This is a genomic window from Ruminococcus sp. YE71, assembly GCF_900119155.1.
Taxonomy (GTDB): domain Bacteria; phylum Bacillota; class Clostridia; order Oscillospirales; family Ruminococcaceae; genus YE71.
In genome coordinates this window covers 102,643-121,732 of the sequence record NZ_FPIR01000014.1, presented here as the reverse complement: position 1 = coordinate 121,732, position 19,090 = coordinate 102,643, and the positions used below count along the sequence as shown (strand labels likewise).

16 protein-coding genes are annotated in these 19,090 nt (G+C 52.2%); 7 read left to right on the top strand and 9 right to left on the bottom strand.

Annotation, left to right across the window (positions count from 1 at the left end; all coding sequences use genetic code 11):
• Nucleotides 1-47 precede the first annotated feature (47 nt).
• Nucleotides 48-2,420, bottom strand: a complete 2,373-nt coding sequence (locus BT142_RS13305) for a pectate lyase family protein (protein WP_072418679.1) — start codon at nucleotides 2,418-2,420, stop codon at nucleotides 48-50.
• Nucleotides 2,421-2,623: 203 nt separating this feature from the next.
• Between BT142_RS13305 and BT142_RS13300 the strand changes: the two genes are divergently transcribed.
• Nucleotides 2,624-4,813 carry a substrate-binding domain-containing protein gene (locus tag BT142_RS13300; RefSeq protein ID WP_072418678.1) on the top strand — a complete coding sequence of 730 codons (2,190 nt, stop codon included), beginning with the start codon at nucleotides 2,624-2,626 and terminating at the stop codon, nucleotides 4,811-4,813.
• On the opposite strand, the gene BT142_RS13295 is transcribed toward BT142_RS13300, so the two are convergent.
• From BT142_RS13295 to BT142_RS13275, 4 genes are all read right to left on the bottom strand, one after another.
• Nucleotides 4,715-5,113: an FtsX-like permease family protein gene (locus tag BT142_RS13295; RefSeq protein ID WP_072418677.1), complete on the bottom strand. Its 399-nt coding sequence runs from the start codon at nucleotides 5,111-5,113 to the stop codon at nucleotides 4,715-4,717. The two genes, BT142_RS13300 and BT142_RS13295, sit on opposite strands and share 99 nt — an antisense overlap.
• 34 nt (nucleotides 5,114-5,147) lie before the next feature.
• Nucleotides 5,148-5,645 (bottom strand): hypothetical protein, encoded by a 498-nt coding sequence (locus tag BT142_RS13290; protein ID WP_072418676.1) that lies wholly within the window; start codon nucleotides 5,643-5,645, stop codon nucleotides 5,148-5,150.
• A 317-nt stretch (nucleotides 5,646-5,962) separates the two neighbouring features.
• Nucleotides 5,963-6,634, bottom strand: a complete 672-nt coding sequence (locus tag BT142_RS13285) for a hypothetical protein (RefSeq protein ID WP_139182233.1) — start codon at nucleotides 6,632-6,634, stop codon at nucleotides 5,963-5,965.
• 545 nt (nucleotides 6,635-7,179) lie between these two features.
• A complete protein-coding gene (locus BT142_RS13275) occupies nucleotides 7,180-8,037 on the bottom strand; it encodes a LysR family transcriptional regulator (protein ID WP_072418673.1) in 858 nt (285 codons plus the stop codon).
• A gap of 149 nt (nucleotides 8,038-8,186) precedes the next feature.
• Here BT142_RS13275 and BT142_RS13270 point away from each other — a divergent pair, with 149 nt between their 5' ends.
• From BT142_RS13270 to BT142_RS13250, 6 genes are all read left to right on the top strand, one after another.
• Nucleotides 8,187-9,029 (top strand): aldo/keto reductase, encoded by an 843-nt coding sequence (locus tag BT142_RS13270; protein ID WP_072418672.1) that lies wholly within the window; start codon nucleotides 8,187-8,189, stop codon nucleotides 9,027-9,029.
• Between the two features lie 12 nt (nucleotides 9,030-9,041).
• Nucleotides 9,042-9,557: a flavodoxin gene (locus BT142_RS13265; RefSeq protein WP_072418671.1), complete on the top strand. Its 516-nt coding sequence runs from the start codon at nucleotides 9,042-9,044 to the stop codon at nucleotides 9,555-9,557.
• A 12-nt stretch (nucleotides 9,558-9,569) separates the two neighbouring features.
• Complete coding sequence (locus BT142_RS13260) at nucleotides 9,570-10,325, top strand: carboxymuconolactone decarboxylase family protein (RefSeq protein ID WP_072418670.1); 756 nt, start codon at nucleotides 9,570-9,572, stop codon at nucleotides 10,323-10,325.
• 183 nt (nucleotides 10,326-10,508) lie between these two features.
• On the top strand, nucleotides 10,509-10,667 hold the full coding sequence (locus BT142_RS19160) for a hypothetical protein (RefSeq protein ID WP_175444946.1): 159 nt from the start codon (nucleotides 10,509-10,511) through the stop codon (nucleotides 10,665-10,667).
• A 141-nt stretch (nucleotides 10,668-10,808) separates the two neighbouring features.
• Nucleotides 10,809-11,975, top strand: a complete 1,167-nt coding sequence (locus BT142_RS13255) for a family 43 glycosylhydrolase (protein ID WP_072418669.1) — start codon at nucleotides 10,809-10,811, stop codon at nucleotides 11,973-11,975.
• 36 nt (nucleotides 11,976-12,011) lie between these two features.
• Nucleotides 12,012-12,344, top strand: coding sequence for a carbohydrate-binding protein (locus tag BT142_RS13250; RefSeq protein ID WP_072418668.1), 333 nt, complete (start codon nucleotides 12,012-12,014; stop codon nucleotides 12,342-12,344).
• Nucleotides 12,345-12,503: 159 nt separating this feature from the next.
• On the opposite strand, the gene BT142_RS19650 is transcribed toward BT142_RS13250, so the two are convergent.
• The 4 genes from BT142_RS19650 to BT142_RS13230 all read right to left on the bottom strand — a co-directional run bounded on the left by BT142_RS19650 (nucleotide 12,504) and on the right by BT142_RS13230 (nucleotide 18,704).
• Entirely contained in the window at nucleotides 12,504-14,966 is a 2,463-nt protein-coding gene (locus tag BT142_RS19650) for a cellulase family glycosylhydrolase (protein ID WP_072418667.1), read from the bottom strand.
• Between the two features lie 409 nt (nucleotides 14,967-15,375).
• A complete protein-coding gene (locus tag BT142_RS13240; RefSeq protein WP_175444947.1) occupies nucleotides 15,376-16,239 on the bottom strand; it encodes a carbohydrate ABC transporter permease in 864 nt (287 codons plus the stop codon).
• 1 nt (nucleotide 16,240) lies between these two features.
• A complete protein-coding gene (locus BT142_RS13235; protein WP_072418666.1) occupies nucleotides 16,241-17,257 on the bottom strand; it encodes a carbohydrate ABC transporter permease in 1,017 nt (338 codons plus the stop codon).
• Between the two features lie 115 nt (nucleotides 17,258-17,372).
• Entirely contained in the window at nucleotides 17,373-18,704 is a 1,332-nt protein-coding gene (locus BT142_RS13230) for an ABC transporter substrate-binding protein (protein ID WP_072418665.1), read from the bottom strand.
• Between the last annotated feature and the right edge of the window lie 386 nt (nucleotides 18,705-19,090).

Here is a 19,090-nt window from a genome sequence, read left to right as displayed (position 1 = left end):
CTCGATTTTATGGAAGGATATTATTCAAAAGATTTATCAGCGCCCGATTACTTGACGGTAACGGTAACAGCTCTCTTGGAGAGATCGTTCGTGTTCCATTCGTTGTTGATCTTTGCGCCAACGACCAGTTTGAAGGTGCCGATCGGTGCATTTTTGAAGGTGTAGGTAGTCTGATAAGCACCAAACTGGGTGTAGATCTTCCATCTGCCTGCGGAGTAGTAAGCGATGCAGTACTTTTCAGCACCTTCCAGAGCGTTCCAGCTCAGAGTAACTGTTCTGCCCTGAACGGTCGCGGAAGCGATCGGATATACGTTGGTGACAGGTGTCGGATCCTCGGGCTGAGTCGGAGTCTGTGTGCCCTCGGTGGAAGTCGAGCCGTTCACCGTCTTGGATTCATCCAAAGTGCCGCCGTAAACGTCAAAGTAGGAGGACAGCTTCGAGGTGTCGGTCTGGAGGAAGTAGTTGCCCGAAGGAATGTAGCAGAGCGACGAATTGGTATCGAAGTTTGCGTACTTGTTGTTGGTGTTTACCTTAGTGCTCTTGTCGGTAACGATGGTACCGTCCATACTGCCCTTGCAGTTGTTGAACACGTCGTTGTAGCTCTTGACTGCACCGAGCTTAACTTCCATCGGGTTCTTGCAGTTGTCGAAGATATTGTACTCGGAGAAGATGTACGCATTCGCTCTCGGGTTCATGCAGTAGCTTGTCTGTCCGCTGAAAATGTTGTTGTACATATGGATGTTGGCCTGACGTGCGAGAGGACCTCTCGACTCGCAGTCCTTCCAGTAGTTGTGATGGTAGGTCAGATTGTACTGGAGGCTGCTGTCGGAAGAACCAACGAGATTGGTCTTGTGGTAGCCCTCATAGTAGCAGTAGCTGTTGGTGAAATACTGACCGCGCTTGAAGTCGCAGGCACCGTCGCCGCCCGATTTGTCGGACTCTGCGGGGTTGGAGATGCTGGGCTTGTAGAATTCGCAGTTGTGTATCCAGCATCTTTCAACGGATGCGGTGATGGTCGAACCGTCCTGAACGCCCTCCATGCCGATGCAGTCCTCGGGAACGTTCCTGAACGTGATATTTCTTACCTCAAAGCTCTTGCCTAAGGTCGGGGAAGAGGATTCGCACATAAAGTGGAAGCCCCAGCCGTTAACGGTCGCATCGGTACCGATGCCCTCAAGGGTGATGTCCTTGCCCGACTTCATTCTTGCCATGTAGCCGTTGTCGCCGACGCTTCCGCCGTAATCGATGGAGTCGTAAGCGGTCAGACCCGAAGGAGCCTTAACGTCGCCGATGAATCTGATGACGAGGGGAGTGCCGTCCTGCGCCAGCTTCTTGATTATGCCCTGATTGGTGTTAGTCTTGGTGCTGCCGTTGGAAGTCTTGCCGCCGCCGACATCCTGTCCTACGGAGTTGAGGATGTTGCCGATACCCTTTACGGTCGTGCCGTCCTTGGAGGTGACGGAAACGGTATCCTTGTTCTCGTTGGTGACATAGATGACCTTTGCGTTAGACTTCAGAACGCCCTTGTCGGTGTAAGCGCCGACGCCCGAGGTGTAGTTATAGTGAGCGTAGCCCGAACGGTCAAAAGCGTTGACCGACAGACCGCTGTGAACGATAGTTCCCATCTTGGTGGTAACGGTGATGGAGTAGGTACCTGCGGGAACGCCCGGGATATCGACTCTCAGACCTGCGGAAGTATCGCGTACAAGGTAGGTGAAGTCATCGCCCGACAATGTGCCCGAAGCCGCGCCGGAGTAGGAAACTCCTGTAACGTCGGAATCCTTGAGACCCGAGAATACCATGTAAAGAGTCTCGTTCCAGCCGCCTGCGCTGACTACCTTGACACCGTCGATGTTGGTGGAAGACGGAGTCTCGGAACCGCCCTGACTGCCTGGATCTACCTGAGGATCTTCGTTGCCCTGGGAGCCGCCGTCGCCGGACTGAGAGGAGCTTCCTGCTTCGCCCGAGAATGCCATGTAGAACAGATTTGCCGTGTCAGCCTTGGTGAGAGTGTGGCTGCCTGCGGAAACGTCGGCGGTGATGATGCCGTTGGATCCCGTCAGCTTGGTGCCGTCCAGCTTGATGGTCGGTGCGCTTTCTACGAATACGAGAGTGAGCTTGCCCGAAGAACCGGCGTTGAAGCTGATGCTTGTGGAGCTTTCGATCTTGAGGCACTGAGTCAGCGTCTGTCCGCCGTAGCTCACGGTGCCTTTAGATGTGGAAAGGTTGCCCGTTATACTATAGAACGAGCTGGAAGTTCCGTTAGTCGTGAAATTGTGGGTGGTGCCCGCCGATTCTGCGGACGCGACGAGACTGTTCAGCGTCACGGACGAGATAACGGGAGCCAGCGTCGAAACGGGAGCGGTCATCAGAGCCGCACTTGCAATAAAAGCTATCACACGTTTGTTATGCATATTCATAATCGATCCTCCTAAGTTGTTTTAACTTTTACGGATAAGTTTTATATAACTTTGATAATATGATATAACAAATTCGAGCGCTTTTCAATCAAAAAAACGATTGTCTTTATTTCAAAAACGCTTTAATTTTAATAAATATACTTGACTTTATTTCAAAAACGTTATATACTAGTAAATAATAAACAAAAAGGAGGTATAATGGTATGGAAAGAAGCTGTAAAGTCGGTGTTATCTTACCCGCAGTTACTATCGAACTCGATTCGGTCTTTCTTGACGGGATATATCGTTTATTTTCGGGATACGGTTATGACGTCGCGGTGTTCACCTGTGCCTCGAACGCGCAGGGGGAGACTTTCAGAAACGATTATATCAGCGGAGAAGAAAAAATATATACGCTTGCAAAGATGACCGATCTTGACGGCATCCTGTTCGCAGGCGGCAGATTTCATGACCAGAATGTGGCTGATTCGATATTTGAACAGCTCCGAGGGATGAACTGTCCCTGCGTATGCACCGATTATGAAAACGATCTTTTCCCGAACTATCATACCTCCCAGAGTGAAAGCGTCCGCAGGATAACCGAACATCTGATATCACATCACGGGTTCAGGAACATTATCTGCCTTACGGGTATCGAAGGCAACCGTGACGCGGAAGAACGTCTTGAAGGCTGGCGCACTGCGATGCGTGAAGCGGGTCTGAACGACGAGGGGTATTTCTACGGGGACTTCTGGAAAGCGAGGGCGATCCGACTTGCCGACGAGATCGCTGACGGTGTGATCGACAGACCGGAGGCGGTGGTGTGTACCAGCGACATCATGGCGATAACGCTGTGTGATCGGCTGATGGAGTGGGGCATTCGTGTGCCCGAGGATATCGCGGTAACGGGCTATGACGGCGGCCAGAACGCCCTTCTTTCCGAGCCTTCGCTGACCACGGTAAACGGAAAGGAATACGAAACAGGCAGGAATGCCGCCGCTATGCTTCTGAGGCTGATTACGAATAATGACAGCATCCCCATGATAAACGCTCAGACCGTTTCGTTCGGCAGGAGCTGCGGCTGTGAAAATGCCGAGCAGAAAGCGGGTCTCAGAAAGTACTACGAAAAGATAATACTCGACTGCGAATGGCAGGAGATCAGGATGATGTCAGACTATATCAACAGGATGGCTTCTGCCGACAGCTTTGAGGAGCTCAGCCATTCGATAGATGAACTCTGCTACATCATCCCCGACTGGAAGGATATGTACGTGTGCATCTGTCCCGAGCTGGATAATAACGATATCGAGAACACCCTGCCCGAAAACTTCACCGACAGGATGAGCCTTTTTGTTTCCAAGCACCGCGACAGAGCCTCCGACTTATCGTGCATATTCGATACGGCGGAGCTTATTCCGCCCACGGTCAGAAGCGGCAGGGGACAGCTCATCGTCGTCACACCCCTTCACAACAGCAGGTATGTTTACGGATATATCGCCACCACATACACCGATGCTGCACGTTACGTGTTCGACGATCTGTATATCGGCTGGCGCGACTCTGTCACCAATGCGCTCTCGATCCAGTTCATCAAGACAAAGAACAGGCTCCTCAATAACAGGCTTGCGGAATTGTCCGAGCGCGACACGCTTACGGGTCTTTTCAACCTGAAGGGCGTGTCGAAAAAGATCGCAGGCACGTCGGAGAATTACGCGCTCGTCATCCTTCAGGTTAAGTGGATACAGACTCCAAGCGGACGTTTTGAGTTCAAGCCCGATATCTTTATTTCAAATGCGATCCAGATGAACTGCTCGATACACGATATATGTTTCAGATATAATGAGACTGTGTTCGGCGTATTTCTGCCTGTTCAGGACGACCTTGACCCGAAGAGCTGCTGCGACGAATGGACGGGGCGCTTCGATCTGTTTGTGGACATGGTCATCAAGCAGAACAAATGGGCCGAAAAGCCCGTTATACGATTTACCTACGAGTATTTTCAGGACAGCACCGCAGGACAATGCGATGTTGAGCAGGTCATAGAGCTCCACCTCGGCGACAAGAAACAGAACAGCGAAAATGCTCTGAACTATGCTCAGCAGCTCGATGAGCTCCGCAGACGTATCAGGCGTTCACCCGAGCTTGAATGGAGCATCACAGCTGTTTCGGATGAAATGAGGATAAGTGAAAGCCATTTCCGCAAGATATACAAACAGCAGTTCGGCACTTCATTTCACGCAGACCTTGTGGATATCCGCATGAGCAACGCCATGAAGCTGCTGAAAAAGACGGACATGAGCATTAATGTTATCGCTTCAAAATGCGGTTACAAGAACGTGTATCATTTTATGGCCGCGTTCAAGAAGCAGACGGGTATGACCGCGAAGAAGTACAGGGATCAGGCTCATAAATAGATCTTCTCTAAAAAAACGAGCAGCAAGTCCCGAAACCTCGCAGCTGACGGGGATATTCATGTCAAGACTGCCGAGCGTTTTCGTGATGAACATTACGACAGTGTAACCTGCGGTCACGTAGATAAATGGCGGGACGATCACTGAAAGCGTGGTCTCGGTCAGCAGTATTTTCGACAGCTGCCGAATGCTCATCCCCTGCGAGCGCAGGACGCTCAGTTCATGCCTTCGCCGGGTGAAGCCTATTATCTGCTCGCCCGAAACGGACACCACCGCGAGCAGTACCACAATTCCCGCGGGCATATCCGGCAGCCCCGTCACGCCCGATGAAGCCTTGTCAGCGGCGGCGTAGAATTCGCTCGTCAGCTGAAATTCCGAGCCGCTTCATCAGTCGCGTGTCGAAAATGAACTCGCTGTCGTCAAGTTTTTCGGGCAGATCGTGTAGTCCCGGGAACATTTCAAAACCGTCATACCCGAAGATACTGACCGCAGCATTTTTGCCGTTTTTCTGCGCTGTTTCCTCGGTGTTGTAGATGAACTCACGGCTGCCGGCGGTGATGATATCATAGCGCTCCGCACGCTCGGAGATGCCGCGGATGATGACGTCGCAGTCGTAATTTCTTGCAGAATAGATCCCCTCCGCCGACCGTGAAAGGACATACAGTGACGAGGTCAGCAGCATGACCGCCGTGCAAATGACCGTCCCCGTGACGGCTGTTTTTTTCGTGCCCGACTGTATGACCGCGAGCCGCAGAACGGACAGTTTGCTGCCGTCCGTGCGGCTTGCCGTGAACGCCACAAGGGCGGACATCAGCTTCTGGATGATAAGGCACACCCCGATGACAAGCGCCGCAAGTCCTGCGATGTAGGCGGCAGTCCGCGAGCGCTTCGATCAGCTCGTCGGTCGAATAGAAAAGCTCCATCTGCCCGATCGTGACGCAGTAGCGGCTGCTGTCAAAATGATCCTGCGACACAAACACCGCAGGCGCGGAAAAAATCAGTTGTCGTCTGTGCGTCTTCTATCGCCGCAAAGACCTTTTCAAGCGTCGCAATCCCGACATTGTCCCTTGTTTCATCGTCAAGGAACTGCTCGTAACGGTCGTGGATCTTCTGCTCATCGCTGCCGACGGGAATCTCGCCGCCGTCCTTGTCTTATTCTTTCTTGCCTGTTATCAGTTTTTCGCCGATCTCAACTCCCGAGTCCTCGCCAGCGGAGCCGAGGGCATCTTCGCTGACGGTGATGTTCATATTGTCGCATATATCCCGATCCGCCGATACCGTAACATAAACAACATCATCAGTAAAGTAGTTTGATATGGTCTGTTCTGCATTCCGAAAATCGACGGAATTATAATCTTTATCAGTATAGGTAAGATTGCAATTAAATACGTTCTCATATTCCGGATGCGTTTCGGCATCATCAGCAGGACTGATAGTATAGGGTCTTGGCCTTGCTAAAATGTAGGTACAGTTTTCAAATATGAAATCACGAGTGACAGGTTTTGCGGTATAATTGATCGTCAGAGTTTCTCCCGATGCGGCTGAAAATGAATACCTGATACCGAAGCCACCGTTACTGACATACCAGTCTGAACCGCCATTGACCTTGAATTCGGCGAGCTTCATTTTGAAGGTGCCGTTAAAATTGCTGGTTGCACTGGCAGTCAGCATCAGCCCGTTCGCCGTCGGCACGTACCCAGCCCCAATAAGTGCGGTTATCCTTTTTTCGGCTTGTTCATGGTTCAGCGCCGCATTCGGGACAAAAAAACGACAGACATTGTAACTCCTCCTTTCCCCTGTAAATGCGAAGTTTACGCATCTCATACGATCGGCGATATTTTTTGACTGCGTCAATCATAATTTTTTTACAAACCTAATTTATTAAAGGGAAAGGTCTATCAGAATTACCTTAGTAATCGGAAAAAGTTTGAAGAAGTTGCCAGAAAAGTTATCCTCATGGTATTTGATCTTCCATATGATTTTGATCTTGGTATACGATTCAGACCGAGTTCGATAATTGTGACCTGCGACGGCATATGCGGCTTGGCGATCGTTGACAACACCTACGATATGGGACATAACCATTTTAAAATTGTGATCGGGACCGAACTCGACTACATTTTTTACAGATTCGGAAGAGTATTTTTTAGAAACCAAATGACAGCAAGGATTTTTTATGCTCGGATTGTTCGGAAATAAAAAAGATCAAAGATGAAGATGACTTCATCTGACAGAATGGGTTTCCGATAAAAATGAAAAAAGGCACGGCAGAGATTTGCATCTGCCGTGTCTTTTGTGATTGTGAAAATTTTTCGTCCTGCAAGCGCTGCGAATACTCTCGTTCGAGTTTGCGATGATTACCGCGTTATTCACGGTGTTTTCCGTTCCTCCAGCCACTTCGCCAGAGCCTTGAATTTTCGGTTGTTCTCTTTACGCCAGCAGCAGAAAAACGTGGTCTTCGCCGCATCGTCAGCGATGGGGATATTCACGCGGTTGACATCGCCGTGCCGCATATTCATGGTCACGTCCGACGCAAAACAGGGCAGCGCCGAAGCCTTGATAAGCTCGTTCATTGCCTCGTATTCGCTCTGGAGGATGTACTTTGTGTTGGGTGTGAGCTCCCGATGGACCCAATGCCAGTAGCCAAGATCGGAGTATAGAAGCATTGTCTCGCCGTCCAGGTCGTCGAAGTGAACCTCGCTGTAGCCTGCAAGCGGGTGCGCAGGCGGAACGGAGAGATACAGCTGTTCCTCGAAAAACCTGCGGCAGAGGATACCCTCCTGCTCCACCTCGCATGGCATGATTATCAGCTGGCAGCTGCCGCCCGTCAGCTCGTCGAGGAAATCCTCATGGTACTTCATCTCGCCGGTGATCTTCATTTCGGGGAACAGCTCGGACAGCGCGGGCACGATTATCCACATGGGCGCGGGCGCACAGGAGCAGACCGAGATCGTCCTGCGGCTGAGGTCGAAAGCGCGGACGCGTTCCACCAGCGCTTCGTTTTCGTCGATCACCTTGCGTGCAAGTTCGACTGCGAGCCTGCCGTTTTCGTTCAGCTCCACCTTGTTCTTGCCGCGCGTGAACAGCTTCACTCCCATCATGTCCTCAAGTTTGGCCATCGTGCGGCTCAGCGCTGGCTGGGAAAGATGCAGCTGCTCCGCGGCTTTTGACATTGTCCCATAGTCTGCGATCGCAACCAGCTGCACCAGCATATATATTTCGATCATGGTATCACCGCCTTTGTTTCAGTATAGCATATTTCGGGCTGTAAGTCAATATGCTATTACCGAAAGTTATACTGCTATCAGAAATCGGCATTGTACAAATGCGCAGAAATGCGGTATAATAAAGACAACGAAAGCAAAGAGGTGAGGAAATGGACAGCATAAAACTTTCAAACGGTGTGTCGATGCCGATGCTGGGATTCGGTACGTTCATGATAAAGCAGGACTGCGAGCAGCACGTCGCGGACGCGCTGAAACTGGGCTATCGGCTCGTAGATACGGCGTCTGCGTACTTCAACGAAGCGGCGGTCGGCAGAGCGATTAGCGCAAGCGGCATAACCCGCGGGGAACTGTTTGTCACCTCAAAGGTCTGGGTTCAGGACGCAGGCTACGACAATACGCTCAGAGCGTTTGAGAAAACGCTCCGTGAACTCGGACTCGACTACCTCGATCTGTACCTGATCCACCAGCCCTACGGCGATTACTACGGATCATGGCGGGCGATGGAAAGGCTGATGGACGATGGGCTTATTCGGGCGATAGGAGTGTCGAATTTCTCGCCCGAGCGGGTGGTCGATCTCGCACTCAACAGCGACACTCCGCCGATGGTCGATCAGATCGAGCTTCACCCCTTCCTGCCGCAGACAGACGCGATCGCCGAGATCAGAAAGTACGGCTGTGTACCGCAGGCTTGGGGACCGCTGTGCGAGGGTCAGAGGGATATTTTCGGCAACCCAACGCTGACAGAAATTGCAGCATCTCACGGAAAAACAGCCGCGCAGATCGCTCTGAAATGGAACCTGCAACGTGGCGTGGCAGTCATCCCGCGCTCGACGAATCACAAACACAGGGCGGAAAATCTCTGCCTCGATTTCACGCTGACCGACGAGGAAATGCAGCGTATCACGTCCCTCGACATCGGTCACAGCGAGATCATCGACCACCGCTGCGCGCACACGGCGCGGCAGCTCATCAACTGGAAGATACACGACTAAGGAGGAAAAATCATGGCAAAAATACTCATCGTTTACTACTCGCGCAAGGGCGAAAACTACTGGAACGGCGGCTTGAAAAACATTTCTAAGGGCAACACCGAGCGCGTCGCGGAGTTCATTCAGAAGGCGGTCGGCGGCGACCTGTTCGAGGTCGAGACCGTGAAACCCTACTCCGAGAGCTACATGACCTGCATCGAGGAGGCGAAGGCGGAGCTTCGCGCAAAGGCTCGCCCCGAGATCAAGGCGTTCCCCGAGAATTTCGACGACTACGACACGATCTTTGTCGGCTACCCGAACTGGTGGGGCACGATGCCGATGTGTATGTTCACGCTTCTCGAAAAGTACGATTTTTCGGACAAGACGGTCATCCCGTTCTGCACCAACGAGGGCAGCGGCATGGGCGGCAGCGAGCGTGACCTGAAAAAGCTGTGCGTCGGCGCAACGGTGAAGCAGGGTCTTGCGATACACGGCGCGGAGTCCGCCGAGAGCGAGAGCAAGGTCGCGGCTTGGGCGAAAAAGTCTGTCTGAGGGGGTGTAACTATGGCTGAGAAGATCGTGCAGACCGCAGGCAGAGACGCCCTTGGTGAGTTCGCGCCCGAATTTGCGCACTTCAACGATGACATTCTGTTCGGCGAGAACTGGAATAACGCCGACATTGACCTGAAAACTCGCAGTATCATCACGGTGGTGGCGCTGATGTCGCAGGGCGTGACGGGGGACGCGCTGCGATTCCACCTGATGAACGCGAAAAATCACGGCGTTTCACAGAGGGAGATCGCGGCAGTCATCACCCACACGGCTTTCTACGCAGGCTGGGCGCACGCATGGGCGGTGTTCGGTCTTGCGAAGGAGGTCTGGGATGAAAGATCGCCCGATCTGACCGAAAAAGACCGTTTCCAAAACGAGATATTTTTCCCGATCGGTGAGTCGAACCCTTACGGCGAATTCTTCGTCGGAAAGAGCTATCTGGCGCAGGTCTCGAAGGAACAGCTCGGCGTATTCAACGTCACTTTCGAGCCTGCCTGCCGCAACAACTGGCACATTCATCACGCGAAAAGCGGCGGCGGTCAGATGCTGATCTGCGTCGGCGGACGCGGCTTTTATCAGGAGTGGGGCAGGGAAGCGAGGGAACTTCGCTCGGGCGATGTCGTGAATATCCCCGCGAATGTCAAGCACTGGCACGGTGCCGCACCCGACAGCTGGTTCTCGCACCTTGCGATCGAGATCGAGGGCGAGGACGGCAGCACCGAGTGGTGCGAGCCTGTTTCGGATGAGGAATACGGAAAACTGAAATGAATGACACGGAAGAGGACGGTTCGGCAGTTTTTTGTGACGAATAAAGCGGACTGCCGAAAGACTGCGGTATCAGTGCCGAAGAAACTTTTTTCTCGGCTTTTGATGACAGCAAGTGGGAAAGCTTTTGTCTGCCGCATACCTTTAATGCCGATGACGGCGCAAGGGGCAGGGCGGAGGTCTGCTATGGCGGCGAAAACTATTACAGAGGGCTTGCCTGTTACAGGAAGCGTTTTTGTGTGGGAGAACGTCATGCTGAACAGCGGCAGGAATGTTCTGGACGCTGTAGCCTATTTTGTCGGTCACGAGCTGACCGACACGGCAGTGATATACGGCAGCTTGTGATGCAAAATACTCCCCGAAATTGTCGGTAAACGCTCGGATAGCTGCGGTAAGAAAATTGCGGTTCGGCGATTGACTATTTATTCCGTTAATGGTATAATATTAAAAACTCTTTCGTCACATAAGGGCATAGCTAGGTACAAAATGAAAACGAAAAAATCACTTTCTGCTATTATCATTGCTGCCGCTCTGGTCCTTTCTGCCTGCGGCTCGGTAAAACCCGAGGATTTTTCGATCGGGACGGACAGCGGACCGATCAAGACATCAGAGACTTCGGCTGTCAGTTTTGACACGGATAACAAAATACTTTTCAAAGCCGAAAACGAGGAAAACAATCCGCTGATAACAAACCTGTTCGCTGCCGACCCGACTTCTGTCGAGGACAACGGTAGGCTCTATGTTTTCGGCACGGCTGATGAGCAGCAGTACAGGACAAGACCTAAATCCAAAAATACATACGAATCCATAAAGTCCTTTATCATCATATCGACCGAGGATATGGTCAACTGGCGGTACGAGGGTGAGATCGACACAAAAGAGATCGCACCGTGGATAATCGCGTCATGGGCGCCGTCTGTCGTTTCCCGTGAGGAAAGCGACGGCAAGACCCATTTCTACCTGTACTTTTCAAACAGCGGTGCAGGTGTGGGCGTGCTTACCGCAACAGACCCTTCGGGCCCGTGGAGCGACCCTCTCGGACATCCGCTTGTTTCGGCGGGCATGGAAGGGCTTGAAAACTGCCCGAACCCCTTTGACCCCGGTGCGTGCATTGATGACGATGGTGTCGGCTGGCTTTCCTTCGGCGGCGGCAAGGCAAAAGACGGCAGCGACTATATGCCCGGAGTTGCGAGGGTAGTCAGGCTCGGGGAGGATATGATCTCTCTGAACAGCGATTTCGCCGAGGTGAAAACACCGTACTTCTTTGAGGCGAGCGAGCTGAATTTCATCGGCGGAAAGTATGTTTACACCTACAATACTTCGTGGGAGACCCGTTCCGAGTGGGACTATGATCTGCCCGTTCTTTATCCGCCTGCCTGCTCAATGGCATATCTGACGACCGAGACGCCCCTTGACACCGACAGCTGGCAGTATCAGGACTATTATCTCAAAAATCCTGGCGAACTCGGTATGGAATACTCCAACAACCACACGCATCTCCACAAGTTCAAGGACAAATATTACCTTTTCTACCATACCCTTGTTTTGCAGAAAGAAAGGGGCATAAACAAAGGTTTCCGCGCTCTGAGCGCCGATGAAGTGACGGTCGATGAGGAAAATGCCGTGATATACAAATGCGATGCGTCGCGATAAGGTGTTGAACAGCTCGGAAGTGTTGACCCTTATGCCGTGCATAACGCAGAGGAAGTCTATCTCACCGACTGCGAGTTTGCCAAAAAAGAGAACGATATTTATGTCAAGTGCAAAAATGAGAACGTGATAGCTGTCAAAGGCGTTGATTTCGGGGACAAGTGCAGGGGCTTTGCCGCAAAGGTGCGCGGAAGCGGTACTTTAGAGGTAAGGCTCGACAAGCCCGACGGCGAAGTGCTGTCGGCACTGAAGTTCGATGCTGATGACCGGGCGGTGTATTACAATGATGCCGAAACTGACGGCAGACACGACCTGTTCTTTGTTTTCGACGGTGAGTTCGGCTTTGACGAATGGCAGTTTGCGGGAAAGTGACCGCTGTGACACTTTGAAAAGGCTCGGTAAAAAGTTTATTCTCATGTCAGATGAATAGCAGAAGCGGTGTGCATTCGGGCATACCGCTCACAAACAAATCAGGCAGTCCCCGAAGAGACTGCCTGATTTTTCATCTTTTGTTCGGTTTTTATTTTGCCGTCACTTGCTTATCGTAACAGTGAACGCTCTCTTGTTGATATTGCTGATGTCCCACTCGCCGTTTATCTTTGCGCCGACTACCAGTTTGTAGGTGCCTGCGGGGATGTCTGTTCTGGTGTAGGTCAGGACATTTCCCTGAGCGAGTATCTTCCACTTGCCTGCGGAGTAGTAGGCGATGCAGTACTTGTCGGCGCCCTCGACTGCATTCCATGTGAGTTTCAGGGTGCTGCCCCATACGGATGCCGACGCGATGGGGTACTTCTGGGTGTTGTCCGAAGGCTTGGTCTGGGTGTAGACGGTGCAGGTCTTCGAGGTCTCGGAGATGCCGCCGTTTCCTCCGAAAAGGGTCTTGCCGAAGGAGGTCAGGGAGGTGCCTTCCCAGTCGTTGGAGATGTCGAGATACGCGAGGTCTGAGTTGTTGCCCTTCCATGACCAGCCGAGATAGCCGACGTTCTTTTCGGTGCAGTAGGAAAGGATGGTCTCTTCGGCAACGTCGCCGTTGGTGTGCTGACCGCCGAACTCACCGATGACAACAGGCACGCCTATCGCCAGTGACTTGTCGATATTGTTTCGCACCATGTCCGAAGTTCCGCCTGCGTACTCGTACATATGTATCGAGAACACGGTGTTCTTATCGGGGTCGGACTCGAACACCGACTTTCCGTAGTCGTGTATGGACGCGGGATACTGACCCCAGCCTGCGGAGTCGATCATTATCATGTTCTTGATGCCTGCGCTGCGGATGGCGGAGATCGCCTGCTTGTTGCCGCTCGCCCACGCTGAGCCGTTCCATTCGCCAGCCCATTCGTTTGCGATATTGAGGATGACGTATGCGCGGTTCTCGTTGAGGATATCCTTCATTTCCTTCCAGTAGTCGCAGGCTTTGAGAAGATCGCTGATGCTGTTGCTGCCCGTTGCGTCGTGAACTTCAAGTATGCACACCTGCTTGTTCTCCTTGCAGACGCTGATGATATCCTTCAGCTCGGAAGCCGAAGTCTTGTTCCACTGCTGACCGTCAGCGCAGACGATGCGGACGGTGTTGGTGCCGAGCTTTGCGGCAGCCTTGATCGAAGTCTCGGTCTTGTCGGCGTACCACGCGTGAGCGATATTCACGCCCCTCATCACGAAGGGGTTGCCGTTAGCGTCACGGATGGTGGTGCTGTCAACGGAAAATCCGCCGTCAACGGTTGCAGAGGTCTGCGAGCCGCTGCTGCTGCCCTCGTTCGGGTCGGTGGTGGTCGTGCCCTGTTCGGTCACGCTGCCGCCCGACTTTGCCGCCATGTTCTTGGCGTGCTTCTTGAAGTAGGTGAGGATGGGGTCGCCGTTCATCACGGTGAACTCGCTCAGCCTGCGGGTGTTGAACTCCCAGAATAGACCGCCTGCCGCGTCCTCCTGTTCGATGGTGTCGAACACCGAGCGCCAGTATTTCTCGTAGGTCGTGCTGTCGAGGGAGGAGTGAACGTTGAACTCGGTGGCGAGGAAGGGCTTGCCGACCTTGTTGTGTGCGTCGGAGATCCACTTGCGCATAGTCTCGGCGTTCTCATCGGGTGAAAGGCTCGCCCAGTACTCGTCGGGGTAGGGGTGCGCCGAGCAGAAGTCGATATAGGGCGACTGCTGGATATAAACGTAGGGGTTGCCCTCGTCGCCGCCGAAATTGTAATTCGTACCGTGACCCTCGATGCCTGCATAGACCATGTGGTTCGGGTCAACGCTCTTGATGAACGAGCCCATTTCGTCCACCCACGCACGAAGGGTCTCGCCTGAGGTGTTCTCACCTGCGTCCTGGTAACGCGGCTCGTTCATCAGATCCCACGCAAAGATGGTCGGATCCTCCTTGTAGAGCTCGCCTGTGTAGTAGTTCCTGCGCTCGGCGAAATGCTCGGCGTAGTCCTTGTACCACTGCTTGCAGATATCGCTCTTGAAGTACACCGCACGGTTCTGATGACTGCCGCCGCTCAGACCCGCCCAGCTCAGCTTCTTGTCGATGCCGCCGTAGGCTTCCCAGTAGTTTTCGAGGGTGATGATGACGCGGATGCCGTGCTCCTGTGCTGAGTACATGATATAGTCGAACAGCATGAACTCAGCTTCGTTGTACTGTCCGGGCGACTGCTCGAAGCCGTGCCACGACTCGTTCGAGAAGCCCCAGGTCCGCACGACGTTCACGCCGTTGTCAGCCATCTGCTGCATACGCTCGTCGATCTGGGACTTGTACATATACTTGTTCTCGATCGCGTCGATGGAGTAGTCGCTGGAGCCGTCACCGAGGGTGAACAGGTCGTAGGAGTTGCATCCGCTGACGTAGAAGGTCTTTCCGTTGCACATGAAGTGAGTGCCGTCCGCATAGACGAAATCACGCGGAGTTTCGGCGGATACGGTCAGCGCCTCGTTCGGGAGACCTGCGCAGGCAGCGGACAGGCCGTATGCCGCTGCCACCAGCAGGGTCTTGAGCTTAGTTTGTTTCATCTGAGAAACCATCCTTTCCGATTTTTAATACATTTTGTGTGGAGTTAAGAAAATCGCTTTTATGAATATATGATAACATAAAGTTAAGTTAAATTCAATCGGTATATTAACCAAAGTTTTAACTAATTTAACTGCATATTGCACTGTTTCTATAAATGCACTTATGTAACGAATTTGCAGAACTAAAATATGAATCAAGCAGTACAACACGATATAATGCAATTTCTCGGATAAAACGCCTTGATTTTCAACATAAGCACGTTTTTATATTGGGTACATTTTACTTATAGTTGCGAAGATATTCACGTTTATTTCGTTTTAAACTGATACTTAAATTAATTCACTGTAAAATTGCGCCGTAAGAAAAAAGGCATCACCGCCTTAAATACGGTAATGCCTTTTGATGTTTTCACTCCTTGACAGAGCCCGAAACAAGTCCGCTGTAGATATATTTTTGCAGGAAAAGGAATATCAGAAGCGTCGGGATGATGCAGAGAATGATGCCTGCAAACACCACTTCCCACTGTATCTTGGTGGAGCTGATGTACTTGTAGAGCACCGTTGAGACCACCAGCAGCCTTTCGTCCTGCATATACAGCTGCGGTGTGTAGAAGTCGTTGTAGATGCTGACGAACTTGATTATCAGCACGGTCGCGATGGCGGGCATGAGGTTCGGCAGGATTATCGAGAAGTAGATGCGCGGATAGCTCGCCCCGTCCATGATCGCGCTCTCGTCGAGCGACACCGAGATCTGGCTCAGAAACTGCATGAAGATGTAGATCGAGATGATGTCGGTGCCGACGTAAAGTATTATCGGCGCGAGCATCGTGTTGTAAAGCCCCATTTTGCTGACTATCTGAAAAACCGTCACCTGCATCGAAATGTTCGGCAGCAGCGTCGCCAACAGGAACAGCCCCTTTACCGCACGGGTGAAATAGCCGTCGAAGCGCTGGATGACGAAGGCGGTCATGGTGCCCGTGAGTATCGTTCCCGCGCAGGACGCTGTCAGGATGGCGGCTGTGTTTCTCAGACCGAGCAGCACGTTGCCCTCGAAGAATGCTGTCCTGAAGTTCTCGAAGCTCCACGACTTCGGCAGGTCGAACACGCCCGAGTTTGCGAATTCCTTCCCGTCCTTGAACGCTCCGAGAAGTATGACCGCAAGCGGCACGAAAACCGATAGACACCCTGCGATCAGCACGATATACTGCAATATCGTGACTATCAGACTGCCGTTTTTCGCCTGCTCTTTTATGCTTTTTCCTGCGGATGCCATTTCACGCATCCCCCTTTCCCGACATTTTCAGACGCTTTTTTCTTGCGGTCTCTCTTGCATCGACTTCCGACTCGTCGCGGAACATGAACTTCTGTATCAGTGTCACGATCACGATGATGATGAGCAGCACCACCGCCATCGCCGACGCGAGTCCGACCTGCTTTTTCTTGAACGCCGTCTCGATGGTCTTGATGACAAAGGTCGATGTGCCGTAGTTTCCGCCCGTGATTATGTATGGTATCTCGAACACGGAGATAGCGCCCTTTACCGCCAGTATCAGCTGCAAGGAAATGATCGGCTTGATGCCGGGGAAAACGATGTAGCGGAAACGCTGCCAGGGGTTCGCGCCGTCAAGGTCGCAGGCTTCGTAGAGGTCGGGGCTTATCGACTGTATTGCGCCGATATACATGATGATGTCGAAGCCGATGTACCGCCATATCGACACGAACACCAGACAACAGTTGACAAGCACGGGGTTAGCCGCGTCCATCCAGCGGACGGGCTCGATGCCGAAGGTCATCAGCACGCTGTTGAGGGTGCCTTCTTGTGTGAGGGGCGGGTTGCCCTTCGTGAAAAATTTCAGGAAGATTATCGACACCGCCACGCCGTTCATCAGGTAGGGGAAGAACAGCACACCCTTGAAGAAGCCCTTCGCACGTATCTCCGCGCAGAGTATCGACGCGAGCAGCAGCGCCAGTGCCTGCTGTATCACTGAGCCCGCGAGGTAGTAAAGGCTGTTTTTGAAGGTGATGAAGTAGTCGGGGTCGGTAAAGATGGTGATGTAATTTTGGAATCCCACAAACTCGGGGTCTGCGCCGAACTGGTCGCGCTCCTGAAAGCTGTAGGCTATCATGCTGCCCGCAGGCACGAACGTGAACAGCAATAGCAGTGCGAGAGGAATCAGCAGGAAGAGTGCCGAAACGTAGAACTTCTGCCCCTCGTAGGTGCGGAGCCACTGCTTCACGGAGCGCCCTGTCTGCGGTTTTTCGGGGATGTTTTCTGAGATAATATCTGTCATATTCAGCTCCTTGAATGGTCGTTTCCTCAAAACAAAGCTCCGCCGTTTGGGAGCGGAGCCTTGCCTGATAGGAAGTTAAGAGAAGAAATATTGGTTGGTGAGCGTGTATCTTAGATCAGCCGAGGATCTCGTCGCGGGCGGCTGCCCACTTTTTGTTCTCGGCTTCGATTATTGACTTGAATTCGGCTTCTCCTTTGCCTGCGAATGCCGCTTCTGCGAGCTTTATCTTGAAGTTATCCGTATCTCCGCCCCACACGCTGACGCCCGACTTGGTGTCGATCTCGTCGAACTTTCCGAGAAGCTCCTCGGGAGCGGCTGCCTTCTCAAAGAATACCACATTCGAGAATTCGGACAGATTAGCGGGGAGAATCGAGTCAATGGTGGTGGGGATCATGCCCTCTCTTGCGGCAAAGCCCGACTCGCCCACGAACCACTCGACATAAGCCTTCGCAAGATCCTTATTCGCCGAGTGCTTGCTCACGCCCACGCAGTAATCGGATGCTGTCTCGGCGTACTGACTGCCGTTGGGGGCGGTTATAGGCACGGGCATATAGCCGATGACCGACGGATCCTCGGCCTGCTCCTGGAACTGCGCGATAGCCCACGAGCCCATGACCATAGTGCCGATCTTGCCCTCGCCCATCCAGACCTTTGAGGACTCCCATTCGGTGGTCATGTGATCCTCTTCGATGAGGTCGGGGCTGGAGAACAGGTCGTACATCAGCTTGTAGACCTGATAGTAACCGCCGTCCTCCGCGAACAGGTCGGGCTTGTCGGTGAGCAGCTTGTTCTCATACTCGGCGTCGCCCGAAGCGGAAAGGACAAGGCTCTGCCACTGGGTGATAGTCCAGCTCGCATCCTTGTACTGGGTGTAGTAGGGGATCGCGTCGGTGTTGTCGGCGATGAGCTTCAGATCGGCAAGAAATTCTTCGGGAGTCGTAGGCGTCGAAGTTATGCCTGCGTCAGCCCAGACCTTCTTGTTATAAAGCACGCCGACCGCGTTTCCGCCGTAAGCCAGTCCGTAGATGTTCTTATCGGCATCCATTTTCTTATCCGCCCAGCGATACTTTGCGCTGAGCTCGTCGTAAGTGCCGATGGGCTCGAAGAAATTGGCGAGGTCGGTAAGCTCGACCTCATCGGGTATCATCAGAACGTCGCCGTAGTCGTCGGTGCCCATTCTTGTGGCGACAGTGCCCGCGTAGTCCTGATAGCCGACGTACTGCACGTCGCAGTTGTGAGCCTCCTCGAACGCCTTTGTCAGCTCGTCGAGGCTGCCGTCATCAACTCTGTCGGTGCGGTTGGTGAGCACTTCGAGGATGATCTTTCCGTCCTTTGTGGTCTTGGACTTGCCTTCCTCGGACTTGCTGCCGCATCCGCCGAGCACTCCTGCCGAGGAAAGCGCCATCACAGCAGCGAGTGCGGCTGTCGTTATCCTGAACGATCTCATAGTTAATACCTCCATTAAATTAGCTTATGTAATGGTTAAAATATATCGTAGTCAAAGTATATCATATTAACTAAAATAAGTCAATAGAATGATTAAAATTAATCTTGATTTCGAGCTAATTTTGTAGAAAACGCTAATAATTTGATATTGCTGTTGTGTATAATGCACATTTCACAGCTTCCTTACGAACCTTTGTATGTTTGACACAATAGTGAAATAACAGCAAAAAAGAAAAGACAGCAGGCGGGTGGGTCACATTTCCTGCTGTCTTTTCCTTTTCACTTTATTAAGTTAAGGAAGATTATTATTATGCTTTGATTATACCACTTAATTTAACCGATGTCAATAGCTGCCCAAGCAAAAAGTTCAACAAACTTACTTAAAAA

What these genes read in the sequence shown, in the direction of transcription:
- BT142_RS13285 (WP_139182233.1), bottom strand. Translation starts at nt 6,634, where the DNA reads ATGAGATGCGTAAACTTCGCATTTACAGGGGAAAGGAGGAGTTACAAT.
- BT142_RS19650 (WP_072418667.1), bottom strand. Translation starts at nt 14,966, where the DNA reads ATGAAACAAACTAAGCTCAAGACCCTGCTGGTGGCAGCGGCATACGGC.
- BT142_RS13235 (WP_072418666.1), bottom strand. Translation starts at nt 17,257, where the DNA reads ATGACAGATATTATCTCAGAAAACATCCCCGAAAAACCGCAGACAGGG.
- BT142_RS13260 (WP_072418670.1), top strand. Translation starts at nt 9,570, where the DNA reads ATGGCTGAGAAGATCGTGCAGACCGCAGGCAGAGACGCCCTTGGTGAG.
- BT142_RS13300 (WP_072418678.1), top strand. Translation starts at nt 2,624, where the DNA reads ATGGAAAGAAGCTGTAAAGTCGGTGTTATCTTACCCGCAGTTACTATC.
- BT142_RS13295 (WP_072418677.1), bottom strand. Translation starts at nt 5,113, where the DNA reads ATGCCCGCGGGAATTGTGGTACTGCTCGCGGTGGTGTCCGTTTCGGGC.
- BT142_RS13305 (WP_072418679.1), bottom strand. Translation starts at nt 2,420, where the DNA reads ATGAATATGCATAACAAACGTGTGATAGCTTTTATTGCAAGTGCGGCT.
- BT142_RS13270 (WP_072418672.1), top strand. Translation starts at nt 8,187, where the DNA reads ATGGACAGCATAAAACTTTCAAACGGTGTGTCGATGCCGATGCTGGGA.
- BT142_RS19160 (WP_175444946.1), top strand. Translation starts at nt 10,509, where the DNA reads ATGGCGGCGAAAACTATTACAGAGGGCTTGCCTGTTACAGGAAGCGTT.
- BT142_RS13275 (WP_072418673.1), bottom strand. Translation starts at nt 8,037, where the DNA reads ATGATCGAAATATATATGCTGGTGCAGCTGGTTGCGATCGCAGACTAT.
- BT142_RS13265 (WP_072418671.1), top strand. Translation starts at nt 9,042, where the DNA reads ATGGCAAAAATACTCATCGTTTACTACTCGCGCAAGGGCGAAAACTAC.
- BT142_RS13240 (WP_175444947.1), bottom strand. Translation starts at nt 16,239, where the DNA reads ATGGCATCCGCAGGAAAAAGCATAAAAGAGCAGGCGAAAAACGGCAGT.
- BT142_RS13255 (WP_072418669.1), top strand. Translation starts at nt 10,809, where the DNA reads ATGAAAACGAAAAAATCACTTTCTGCTATTATCATTGCTGCCGCTCTG.
- BT142_RS13230 (WP_072418665.1), bottom strand. Translation starts at nt 18,704, where the DNA reads ATGAGATCGTTCAGGATAACGACAGCCGCACTCGCTGCTGTGATGGCG.